Here is an 11,218-nt window from a genome sequence, read left to right as displayed (position 1 = left end):
TCATAGCCTGATTTCAACTATCCGGGCCCAATCACGCCCCCTGCGGCGCCATGAGGCACTATCCCCATGGCGCTGCAGGATCACGACTACTACTGCCCCGATTTAAGGTGACGCGGCCGAATGCCCAGCAGTAGCAACACCACGGCATAGACCGCAGCCCCCAGCGACAGCAGCATGGTCAGCTGCAAACTGGCCTTGCCCATGCTCCACGCCCCCCACTGGGCCAAATCCGGCGACAGATAGGCGAGCACACAGCCCATCAGCACGCTGGCGACCAGCAGCTTGAGGCAGAACACGCCAGTATGGCGGGAGGGACGATAGACGCTCTGCTGGTACAACCCCTTGAACAGCAAGGCCGCATTCAGAGTGCCCGAGCAGGCGGTCGAGAGCGCCAGCCCCACGTAACCGAGCGGGTAGATGAAGATGAGGTTGCAGACCATGTTGGCAATCATCGACATCACCCCGATCCGCACCGGCGTCTTGGTATCCTGACGGGCGTAATAACCGGGGGCCAGCACCTTGATCAGCATCAGGGAGAGCAGACCGGTAGTGGAGGCCAGCAGGCTGGCGCTCGACATGCTCACTTCATGCAGGCCAAATTCGCCGCGCATGAACAGCACTCGCAAAATGGGCTCGCGCATGACCGCAATGCCTATCATGGCGGGCAGGCCGAGCAGCATCACCATCCGCACCCCCCAATCCATAGTGCGGGAGAAGTCCGCCGGATCGGCATCCACATGCTTCTTGGCCAGCGCTGGCAGGATCACGGTACTGATGGCCACCGCAAACAGCCCGAGGGGGAACTCCAGCAGGCGATCCGAGTAGTAGAGATAGCTGATGGCACCAGTCGCCAGGAAGGAAGCCAGCATGGTGTTGACCAGCAGGTTGATCTGGCTGACCGAGACCCCGAACAGGGCCGGGATCATCAGTGTGCGGATCTTCACTACCCCAGGGTGATTCCATCCCCACTTGGGCCATACCAGCATGTTGATTTGGCGCAAAAAGGGGTATTGGAACAAAAACTGCACCAAACCGCCCAAAAAGACACCAATCGCCAGCGAGATCTCAGGTTTGTCCATCAGCGGTGCAATCCACCAGGCCGCGGCAATCATTGTGATGTTGAGAAACACCGGCGTAAACGACGAGACCGCAAAGCGGCCGAAGGTGTTGAGGATAGCCCCTGCCATGGCGGTAAAGGTGATGAACCAGAGGTAAGGGAAGGTGATTTTGAGCATCAGACTGGCGAGCTCGAACTTCTCGGCCGCAGGGCCGCCATGCAGCCAGTCCCAGAACCAGCCCCAGCCAAACAGCGCGGTCAGCACACCCGACCCCAGCACACCGAGCAGGGTGACCACAGTCACTATGCCCCCCAACGTACCCGCCACCGCAGCCAGCAATTCACGCACTTCCCCCTCGTCGCCATTTTTCTTGTACTCCGTCATCACGGGAACAAAGGCCTGGTTGAAGGCACCTTCGGCGAACAGGCGACGCAGAAAGTTGGGAATGCGATTGGCAAAAAAGAAGACGTCGGCGGCCACCCCGGCACCAAGCAGATTTGCGATGACCACATCGCGAACCAAGCCCATTACGCGGGATGCCAGCGTCATTCCGGACACTATCATACCGGATTTGATCAATTTCTTACTCAAGACGAGGCCTCTGGAACTGTCAGAATGAAAAGAATGCTGCTAGAATCGGCCGACAGTTTAACCGTCTCCCTACTGACACACCACCGGGAGGCGGTGTTTATTTGCACAAATCATTTGACAATATGTGGTTGGAAGGGCATATTTCCGGGCCTTTTCAATACACTCGCTAAGACAGTTTTAGGAGTTTTACCTTGGCTAACATCAAATCTGCTAAGAAGCGCGCTCTTCAGTCAGAAAAACGCCGTCAGCACAACGCCAGCCGTCGTTCCATGACCCGTACCTACCTGAAGAAAGTCATTGCTGCTATCGCCTCTGGCGACAAAGCTGCTGCGACTGCCGCTTTCGCTGTTGCTCAGCCGATCATGGATCGTATGGCGACCAAAGGCCTGATCCACAAGAACAAAGCTGCTCGTCACAAGAGCCGCCTGTCTGCCCAGATCAAAGCTATGGCTTAATCAGCTTCTGCTGATCAAAGCTGAAAAAACCGGCCTTAGTGCCGGTTTTTTATTTATCTGCGCTGCAATAAAGTCGATGCAGCAAACTGATCATTTCACGCACCTCATGGCTGCGCAGCGAATAGTAGACCGTCTGGGCCTCTTTGCGCGTCGTCACTAGCTCATCCCGCCGCAGCAGCGCCAGATGCTGTGACAAGGCCGACTGACTCAATCCCAGTCGCTCGTTGAGCTCCCCCACTGACAGTTCGCGCTCCAGCAACTGGCACAGAATAAACAGCCGCCGCTCGTTGGCCAGCGCCTTGAGCAAGGCCACCGCTTTACTCGCATTGGCTTCCATCTCTTCAAGTTGCATCACATCTCTCCTCTACCACTCATCGCCGATGATACGTGGTGACGGGCTGTTTTAAAACGACAGGGTGGCTGGCTGGATGGCGGAGAAGTTCTCCTGGCCGGAAAAGAGAAAGGTAAAATCGCTCTCGCAGACCCGCTTCACCGCCGGATGCTGGATCATCCGCTCGGCGAAGATGACGTAATACTCCTCCATCAGATCCTGAGTTTCCCCGATCAACATCACCCCCTCCCCCTCAAGGATCTCCTCCCGGTAGATGGTAGGGGCCATGAAGATGCCCTGATTGAAGAAGCCAAACGCCTTCATCAAGGCGGCATCATCAAACTCGCCAAGAATGCTGGGGGAGACACCCTGCTGCTCGAACCACTGGGTCAGCTGACGCCCCATGGCGGTACGGCGACCGGGGATCAACAGCTTGCGCTCTTCCAGACAGGCAGGAAAGGGCTTTTCAGGCAGCGGCGCCTTGCAGAAGAAGCTGACGCCACAGCCGCCCAGCCGTTTGGAGAGCAATCCAGCATGCTGGCTGGAGTCCACCGGACAGTCGGAGAGGATCATGTCGAGCTTGTGCTCGCTCAGCTGCTCCAGCAGTAGTTCGTGGGTCGATTCGAAACAGCGCAGATGGATGGAACCATCATTGGGGATGACAGAGAGCAGCACGCGGCTGGCAAGGCGCTTGGAGAGGGCATCGGCGATGCCGACGTCGAACAGGATCTGGCTCTCATTGCGGTAGTTGACGATATCGAGCATCTCGTAGGAGAGGCTGAACATCTTGTCGGCATAGCGAAACACCAGCTGGCCCAGCTCTGTCGCCTCAAGGGAACGCCCCTTGCGTTTGAGCAGCTTGCCCCCGAGGCGCTGCTCCAGCAGCTTGATCTGACCGGTGACGGTTTGCGGGGTCAAAAAAAGGGCTTCCGCTGCCTGGGTAACGGAGCCCTTCTTCTGAGTCATCCAGAAATAGTAGAGATGGTTGTAGTTAAGGTGTGACATCCGATGGGGTTCCCGCTTGACGCGGACTCCGGTAGCAGCTGAGTTCAACCGCCAGAATGTCATACATGTCGCTAACCGAGTCAACCTTGTTCGCGCCAAACTGCTCCATCAGACTGGCCTTGAGGCGTGCCTTGTCCGGCATCCGGTCAGCGCAATAACGCTTGTTGGAACGCTTGACCATCTCGCCAGCCCGGCTGCTCAGCGCCCGCTCGGAGAAGGTCTCGCCGAAACGAGCCTTAGCCTGCTTGTCCCCCAACATCAGAGCACTCTCCACCACCCCGTTGAGATAGGCCGAACAGCTGGCCGAACCAGCCTCCTGTCGACACTCTTCAAACCCGCCAGCTAATCCCATAGGACTGACCAAGAAGAGCAGTAACCATGCCTGTTTTCTCATAAACCCTCCGCATTCTGGTCCCCATCACTCTTGGGGAGTGACAATCGCAAGGCCAGATAGCCAACCAGCGCTGCAATGCTGGATCCAACGAGGATCCCGAGGCGCGAGTAGCTGCCGTAATCCAGCCCACCATGCTCAAAGGCCAGTGACGCGATAAACATCGACATGGTGAATCCGATACCACAGAGGATGCTGACCGCAAAAATCTGCTTGAAGTTAACCCCGGGCGGCAACTGGGCGATACCCAGTTTGACCGACAGCCAGCTGATGGTAAACACCCCGAGCGGCTTGCCGATAAACAGTCCCAGCATGATGCCCATGGGCACCGGATTCAACAGGGAGGAGAGACCTATCCCCTCAAGGGATACCCCTGCGTTGGCAAAGGCAAACAGCGGCAGGATCAGATAGGCGCTCCAGGGATGTAACGAGTGCTCAAGATGCTTGAGTGGCGACTCATAACGCTTCCCCTTGAGCGGGATCATAAATCCGACCACCACACCGGCCAACGTCGCGTGAACGCCCGACTTGAGTACAGCAACCCAGAGCACCAGACCAACCAGCATGTAGAGGCTGATCCTATCCTCGCCACGACGGTTCATCCAGAACAGGGTAAAGGTAGCCAGAAGGCCGATCGCCAGCGCCTCAAGCGACAACTGCTGGGTATAGAAGAGTGCGATGATGATGATGACGCCGAGGTCATCCATGATGGCCAGCGCCAGCAGGAATACCTTGAGGCTCACCGGCACCCGCTTGCCGAGCAGCGCCATCACCCCGAGGGCAAAGGCGATGTCGGTCGCAGCCGGGATCGCCCAGCCAGCACGCGCCACTTCGTCCGAATAGTTGAAAAAGGCGTAGATCAAGGCTGGAGCCAGCATGCCGCCCACCGCCGCGATGGCCGGAAAAGTCGCTTGCACCCGAGAGGAGAGCGCCCCCTCCAACATTTCACGCTTCACTTCCAGACCAACCAGCAGGAAGAAAATCGCCATAAAGCCATCGTTGATCCAGAGCAGCAGTGGCTTGTTGATGTCGAGAGCCGCGATGCGCACCTGCACCGGCGTGTCGAGAAACGCCTGATACCCGCCAGCCAGCGCGGTATTGGCTAAAATCATTGCCAGCATGGCAGCCATGATCAGAATAATTCCGGAGGCGGCCTCCAGCTTCAGGAACTTTTTGATTACGTCACTCATGGTTAAATTTTCCACCGTATTGCTTTGGTTTGAGTCTATCCCTTGCAACAACCAATGGAAAATCGTTTCTTGCTGCTCAATACAACGAAAAAACCGAAAGCAAAATAGAACATACCTGCTATAAGCAGGTTTTTCCTCGTCTCTGGCTACCGTCTTATTAATCAATAAAATGAATTTTCAATTATTTAACTGCATAAAAAAGGCGCCCTGAGGCGCCTTGCTATCAGATGGCGACGGGCGCCTTGATGCCGGGATGGGGGTCATAACCCTCGATCTCGAAATCCTCGAACTTGTAGTCGAAGATGGAGTCAGGTTTGCGCTTGATCAGCAGGGTCGGCAGCGGGCGCGGCTCGCGGGAGAGCTGCAGAGCTGTCTGCTCCATGTGGTTGGAGTAGAGATGCACATCACCGCCAGTCCAGACAAAGTCACCCACTTCCAGATTGCACTGCTGGGCCATCATGTGGGTCAGCAGGGCGTAGCTGGCGATGTTGAACGGCAGGCCGAGGAACACATCACAACTGCGCTGGTAGAGCTGGCAGGAGAGCTTGCCGTCCGCCACATAGAACTGGAAGAAGGCGTGGCAGGGAGCCAGCGCCATCTTGTCCAGCTCGCCCACGTTCCAGGCGGAGACGATGATGCGGCGCGAATCCGGGTTGTGCTTGATGTCATCCACCGCCTTCTGGATCTGGTCGATGACAGACCCGTCAGCGGCAGGCCAGGAGCGCCACTGCGCGCCGTAAACCGGCCCCAGATCGCCATTCTCGTCGGCCCACTCATCCCAGATGCTGACGCCATTTTCCTTCAGATAAGCGGTATTGGTATCGCCATTGAGGAACCAGAGCAGCTCGTGAATGATCGAGCGCAGGTGGCACTTCTTGGTGGTCACCAGCGGGAAACCCTCCGCCAGATTGAAGCGCATCTGATGGCCGAACAGGGAGATGGTACCGGTGCCGGTACGGTCAGACTTGATGGTCCCCTCATCGAGGATTTTCTGCATCAGGTCGAGATAAGCTCGCATTATTTCGCCTCCTTCACGGCATTACCGAACAACTGCGGACGCTTGTAGGCGGCCCAGATCATCAGGGCACCGGCGATAATCATCGGGGTGGAGAGGATCTGGCCCATGCTGATCTCCTGGAAATAGAGACCAAGCTGGCTGTCCGGCTGGCGCACAAACTCCACCAGGAAGCGGAACAGGCCGTAGAACAGCAGGAACATGCCGGAGATGGCGCCGCGCGGCGGATTCTTGCGCCAGAACAGGTTGAGGATGATGAACAGCACTACCCCTTCCAGTGCGAACTGGTAGAGCTGGGAGGGGTGACGCGGCTCGGGGCCGGCCTCCGGGAAAATGATGGCCCAGGGCACATCGGTGACCCGGCCCCACAGCTCGCCGTTGAGGAAGTTGCCGATCCGGCCAACACCGAGACCGAACGGAATGAGTGGTGCCACAAAGTCGGCCACGGTGAAGAAGTGACGCTTGGTCTTGTGGGCAAACCAGATCATCGCGGTGATCACCCCGATCAGCCCACCGTGGAACGACATACCGCCGGTCCAGATCTTGAACAGATAGGTGGGATCCGCGAGGAAGAGATCGAAGTTGTAGAACAGCACGTAACCGACACGGCCACCGAGGATCACCCCGAGGAAACCGTAAAACAGCAGATCCGACACCTCGTTGCGGGTCCAGCCGCTGTTCGGTGCATCGGCGCGACGGCCGGCAAGCCACATGGCAAAAGCGAAACCGAACAGGTACATGAGACCATACCAGCGTACCGATAGTGGTCCCAAACTGAATGCTACGGGATCAATCTGCGAGAAAACCCAATATCCATCGTGCTGCATATGCGGCCCCAGTCAAAATAAAAGCCGCATTTTCCGATCATTCGTCAGCAGGGACAAGGCATGATTATCAATCACTCTGTTTCGATTTATGACCGGCTCGCAGCAAACCGCCCAAACCATGCTCCTCCAGATAGCGGGCAAACAGGCCGCGCAGTACGTGGGGGTTGTCATGTTTGAGGCCATCGGCCATCAGTTCGGTCAACTCGCTCAGGGTGGATTGACGCAGCACGTACTTGATCCGGGCGATGTTGTGGGTATTCATACTGAAGCGGCGATAACCCATGGCCAGCAGCAGCAATACACCGACCGGATCACCGGCCAGCTCGCCACACACCGACACCGGCTTCTGGTAGCGGTGGGAAGCATCAACCAGCTGTTGCAGGGCGCGGATCACCGCTGGATGGAAGGCATCGTAGATGTTGGCAACCCGGGAGTTGTTGCGATCCACCGCCAGCAGGTACTGGGTCAGGTCATTGCTGCCCACCGACCAGAAGTCGATGAGCGGCGCCATCTCCGGCAAGATAAAGAGGGCTGAGGGCACCTCGATCATCACCCCGAGGCTGGGGTAGCGGATCACCGCATCTCGACTCGCCGCCTCTTCCGACACCTCTCGCCACGCCTGATCCAGCAGACGACGGGAGGCCTTGATTTCGCTGACGCTGCTGATCATCGGCAGCATGATGGCCAGATTGTCCAGCCCTTCGCTGGCCCGCAGCATCGCCTTGAGCTGCACCAGAAACAGTTCGGGGTGATCCAGGGTGATCCGGATCCCCCGCCAGCCAAGGAAGGGGTTTTCCTCGACGATGGGAAAATATGGCAACGGCTTGTCGCCGCCCACATCCAACGTCCGCATGCAGACCGGCCGGTTGCGGTAGGTCTCCAGAATGCCGCGATAGCGGGCAGTCTGCTCCCACTCAGAGGGGAAGCTCTCCTGCAGCATAAAGGGGATCTCGGTGCGATAGAGACCGACCCCGTCCGCCAGCTGATTGAGGGAGATCTCGGTATCAGCACTGAGCCCGGCGTTGAGCAGCAGAGAGACCTTGGTGCCGTCGGCCGTCTCGGATGGCAGGTTGTCGACGCTGCGCACCAGGGTATCGAGCGCCCGCTCTTCGCTCAGCAGCTGACGATACTCGGTCAGGATCACCTGATTGGGCTCGATGAAGAGATCGCCGCTGTAGCCATCGACCACCAGCATGCGACCACCGATGTCACCAAGGGGCAGATCAACCCCCATGATGGCGGCCACCCCCATGGCGCGGGCCAGAATGGCCGCATGGGAGTTGGTTCCCCCCTTGAGCGAGACCACCCCGGTCAGATACTCGCGGGGCACCTCTGCCAGAATGGTGGCAGTCACCTCGTCGGCAACCAGCACAACCGGCTCGCCGATGGAGATATGTTCGGGCTCATTCTGCACCAGTCGGCTGATCAGCCGCTGGGCAATATCCTTCACGTCGGTGGAGCGCTCCTGCAAATAGGGATCCTTCATCCCCTTGAACTGCTCGATCAAGCGATCGCTGATGAGCTTGACCGCAGAGACCGCAGTCCAGTGCTCCTTGCTCACCTTGTTGCGAATGGGCTTGATGTAGCCGGGATCGTTCAGCAGATGGAGATAGATGTCGAAGATCGCCACCGAATCCTGGCTGTAGCTCTCGCGAAAACGCAGCGCCAGACTCTCCAAGTCGTGCCGCACTTCCTCAACCGCCAGCTCCAGCCGCGCCAGCTGGCTGGCATGGTCTTCATCCTTGCGCGGGGTAATGGACGAGAGCGCCTTGCGGGGCCGCCACACCCAGGCCTTGGCCATGGCGATGCCGCTGGCACCGGCAATACCGCGCAGCGGCTTGCTCCAGTCGGTCTTCTGCAACCACCCCTTGGCTTGCGCCTGGGCGATCCGCGCCGCCAGCTGGGCCGCCAGGGTGACCATGAAGGACTCTTCCCCCTCATCGAAGCGGCGGCTCTCCTTCTGCTGCACCACCAGAATGCCTACCACCTGACGCTGGTGCATGATGGGTGCGCCGAGGAAGGAGCGGAACGCCTCTTCGGCAACATCGGGCAGGAATTTGAAACTGGGATGCGCGGGGGCATCAGCCAGGTTGATCAGCTCTTCCCGCTGACCCACCAGACCGACGATGCCCTGCTCGTAGGGCAGGGTCACCTTGCCGACCGCGGACGGGGCCAAGCCGTCGGTAGCCGCCAAGCGATAGCGGCGCACCTCGGGTTCCGAGACATAGACGGAGCAGCAGTCCACTGCCATGGCGTGCCGGGTCTGGCTCACCAATGCCTGCAAGGCCTGCTCGAGGGTATTGGCCTCGGCCATGCTCTCGACGATACGTCTCAGTTCCGTTAACAACTAATCTGTGCTCCTTAACGGGCGCGGTTGCGCCGCCCATCCTTCTTGTTGACCTGCACTACCGGCACTGGCATCGCCAGCGGGGCAAACTCTTTCATGACCCGGCGATAAACCTCCCGCTTGAACGAGACGACCTGACGCACCGGGTACCAGAAGCTGACCCAACGCCAGTCGTCAAATTCGGGATGGCCATGACAGCCGAACTGGATCCTCGACTCCTTGCCCGAATTCAGCTGTAACAGGAACCATTTTTGTTTTTGGCCAATACAGACCGGTGAACTGTCCCAGCGGACAAGACGTTTGGGTAAACGGTACTTTAGCCAGTTACGACTGGTGGCCATGATGGTCACATCTTCGGGCTTGAGGCCAATCTCCTCATACAGCTCTCGATACATGGCCTGCTCTGGCGTTTCACCATCATCAACCCCCCCCTGCGGAAACTGCCAGGAGTGCTGCCCATAGCGTTTAGCCCACAACACTTGTCCTTCACGGTTACAGATCACGATACCGACATTGGGACGAAATCCGTCGCCATCAATCACGTGATCACCTTATAAAGGCTGAATCTATAAGGAGATTGTTCCACATTCACTCCGTGGCAGCAAACAAGGAGTGAATCCCCTGTTTCATGAATAACTTTCGATTTCAAACATACTTATAAACAAATCCAAGGATCCGCTCCCCCAAGTTGCCCACCCAGGCTGTGCATAAAGCTGTTAGCAAACGGGTATATACAGTACTTTTTCAATAGTAGTGAAAAGAAGACATTCATGTCACCACACGACACACAATATAAAAATCACTTTATATACAATAACTTAAATGCATAATACTGGATCTGGATCCATGCTCTTCCGGTAGCGTGCTCCCTGAGACTGATTGTGAACAAGTTCAACTGGTCAAAGATCCACCCAGGACAGATTATCCACAAGCACGGCACATTATCTACCCTGCTTGCTCGGCAAAAATGGGGGAGGATTCACAATTTTTTGTAACATATCGGCCATACCTTCCACTTTCATCCACTTATCCAAGATTTCTGTGGATAACTGTGTGTAACATCGCGAGCAAACCCTTGGACAACTATTTCAAGCTCAAGCACCGCTAGGAACTGTGCTCGATAAAACATACAAAAACCTTTAAAATCATGATGATGCACACATAACACTCAACTTATCCATGTTTGATCTTATCCACTCAGGATCGGTTATAAAAACAGCGATCCTTCTCGGGATCCTCCCCTGTTAGAATATGGCGAGCAAGATGGAGCCAACTATGCCAAGCAATCCCCAATCCGAGCAGGAGTTATTGAGCCGCGCCTATGCCATGGCCGGCTTCACGCTGGCGCAGCTGGCCGCCGAGGCTGGTGTCGCAGTGCCCAAAGACCTGCGCCGTGACAAGGGGTGGGTCGGTCAGTTGATCGAGCTGCAACTGGGTGCCAGCGCAGGGAGCAAGCCGGAGCAGGACTTCCCGGAGCTGGGGATCGAACTCAAGACGATCCCCGTGGATCCTCAAGGCAAACCGCTGGAGACCACCTTCGTCTGCGTCGCCCCGCTGATCGGCGTCAGCGGCCAGCGCTGGGAGGAGTCCAACGTGCGCAACAAGCTATCCCGGGTGCTCTGGATCCCGGTGGAAGGCAGTCGGGAGATCCCGGTTGGCGAGCGGCGGGTCGGCATGCCGCTGATGTGGAGCCCGAATGAAAAGGAAGATCGGCTACTGCGTCAGGACTGGGAGGAGCTAATGGACATGATAGTGCTGGGAGAAGTGGAGCAGATCAGCGCACGCCACGGCCAGGTGATGCAACTGCGGCCCAAGGCGGCCAACAACAAGGCGCTGACTCGCGCCATCGGCCGCGATGGTCAACCCATCATGACCCTGCCCCGCGGCTTCTATCTCAAGATCGACTTCACCCACAGTCTGCTGCAACGCTATTTTGCCTTGCCGACTTGATCTGCCTTATCAACATCTTTGTCATATGGTGGTATAAAAATAGACAGGAGCCATTTTT

The 11,218-nt window shown here is 57.3% G+C and carries 11 protein-coding genes; 2 read left to right on the top strand and 9 right to left on the bottom strand.

Features of this window, described 5'->3' with window-relative positions; genetic code table 11:
• Positions 1 to 89: 89 nt before the first annotated feature.
• Positions 90 to 1,649 carry a murein biosynthesis integral membrane protein MurJ gene (murJ, locus tag I6L44_RS19715; protein WP_216952854.1) on the bottom strand — a complete coding sequence of 520 codons (1,560 nt, stop codon included), beginning with the start codon at positions 1,647 to 1,649 and terminating at the stop codon, positions 90 to 92.
• A gap of 191 nt (positions 1,650 to 1,840) precedes the next feature.
• On the opposite strand from murJ, the gene rpsT reads away from it, so the two are divergent.
• Positions 1,841 to 2,104, top strand: a complete 264-nt coding sequence (rpsT, locus tag I6L44_RS19710; protein WP_005308808.1) for a 30S ribosomal protein S20 — start codon at positions 1,841 to 1,843, stop codon at positions 2,102 to 2,104.
• A 49-nt stretch (positions 2,105 to 2,153) separates the two neighbouring features.
• Here the strand turns inward: rpsT and I6L44_RS19705 are convergent, their stop codons facing one another.
• From I6L44_RS19705 to rppH, 8 genes are all read right to left on the bottom strand, one after another.
• Positions 2,154 to 2,456 carry a metalloregulator ArsR/SmtB family transcription factor gene (locus I6L44_RS19705; protein WP_013724128.1) on the bottom strand — a complete coding sequence of 101 codons (303 nt, stop codon included), beginning with the start codon at positions 2,454 to 2,456 and terminating at the stop codon, positions 2,154 to 2,156.
• 51 nt (positions 2,457 to 2,507) lie between these two features.
• Entirely contained in the window at positions 2,508 to 3,440 is a 933-nt protein-coding gene (gene nhaR, locus I6L44_RS19700; protein WP_216952853.1) for a transcriptional activator NhaR, read from the bottom strand.
• Positions 3,427 to 3,792, bottom strand: a complete 366-nt coding sequence (locus I6L44_RS19695; protein WP_216954529.1) for a hypothetical protein — start codon at positions 3,790 to 3,792, stop codon at positions 3,427 to 3,429. Before I6L44_RS19695 ends, nhaR begins: the two co-directional genes overlap by 14 nt.
• Positions 3,793 to 3,830: 38 nt before the next feature.
• The gene (nhaA, locus tag I6L44_RS19690) at positions 3,831 to 5,021 is read right to left on the bottom strand and encodes a Na+/H+ antiporter NhaA (protein WP_005341370.1); all 1,191 of its coding nucleotides are present in this window, start codon (positions 5,019 to 5,021) and stop codon (positions 3,831 to 3,833) included.
• A gap of 223 nt (positions 5,022 to 5,244) precedes the next feature.
• Positions 5,245 to 6,039, bottom strand: coding sequence for a thymidylate synthase (gene thyA / locus I6L44_RS19685; protein WP_216952852.1), 795 nt, complete (start codon positions 6,037 to 6,039; stop codon positions 5,245 to 5,247).
• On the bottom strand, positions 6,039 to 6,863 hold the full coding sequence (lgt, locus tag I6L44_RS19680) for a prolipoprotein diacylglyceryl transferase (RefSeq protein WP_031227775.1): 825 nt from the start codon (positions 6,861 to 6,863) through the stop codon (positions 6,039 to 6,041). The genes thyA and lgt overlap by 1 nt, the downstream gene beginning before the upstream one ends.
• Before the next feature lie 67 nt (positions 6,864 to 6,930).
• On the bottom strand, positions 6,931 to 9,210 hold the full coding sequence (gene ptsP / locus I6L44_RS19675; RefSeq protein ID WP_005340422.1) for a phosphoenolpyruvate--protein phosphotransferase: 2,280 nt from the start codon (positions 9,208 to 9,210) through the stop codon (positions 6,931 to 6,933).
• A 14-nt stretch (positions 9,211 to 9,224) separates the two neighbouring features.
• Entirely contained in the window at positions 9,225 to 9,752 is a 528-nt protein-coding gene (rppH, locus tag I6L44_RS19670) for an RNA pyrophosphohydrolase (protein ID WP_005357996.1), read from the bottom strand.
• A gap of 733 nt (positions 9,753 to 10,485) precedes the next feature.
• Here rppH and mutH point away from each other — a divergent pair.
• Entirely contained in the window at positions 10,486 to 11,160 is a 675-nt protein-coding gene (mutH, locus tag I6L44_RS19665; protein ID WP_216952851.1) for a DNA mismatch repair endonuclease MutH, read from the top strand.
• The last annotated feature ends 58 nt before the right edge of the window (positions 11,161 to 11,218 follow it).

The organism is Aeromonas sp. FDAARGOS 1414, from assembly GCF_019047065.1.
Classification (GTDB): domain Bacteria; phylum Pseudomonadota; class Gammaproteobacteria; order Enterobacterales; family Aeromonadaceae; genus Aeromonas; species Aeromonas veronii_A.
Note: the sequence above shows the minus strand (reverse complement) of the source record. Positions and strands in the feature narration are given on the sequence as shown.

Excerpts from the sequence above, each read along its gene's own strand:
- mutH (WP_216952851.1), top strand. The coding sequence starts at position 10,486 with ATGCCAAGCAATCCCCAATCCGAGCAGGAGTTATTGAGCCGCGCCTAT.
- lgt (WP_031227775.1), bottom strand. The coding sequence starts at position 6,863 with ATGCAGCACGATGGATATTGGGTTTTCTCGCAGATTGATCCCGTAGCA.
- I6L44_RS19695 (WP_216954529.1), bottom strand. The coding sequence starts at position 3,792 with ATGGGATTAGCTGGCGGGTTTGAAGAGTGTCGACAGGAGGCTGGTTCG.
- nhaR (WP_216952853.1), bottom strand. The coding sequence starts at position 3,440 with ATGTCACACCTTAACTACAACCATCTCTACTATTTCTGGATGACTCAG.
- nhaA (WP_005341370.1), bottom strand. The coding sequence starts at position 5,021 with ATGAGTGACGTAATCAAAAAGTTCCTGAAGCTGGAGGCCGCCTCCGGA.
- I6L44_RS19705 (WP_013724128.1), bottom strand. The coding sequence starts at position 2,456 with ATGCAACTTGAAGAGATGGAAGCCAATGCGAGTAAAGCGGTGGCCTTG.
- thyA (WP_216952852.1), bottom strand. The coding sequence starts at position 6,039 with ATGCGAGCTTATCTCGACCTGATGCAGAAAATCCTCGATGAGGGGACC.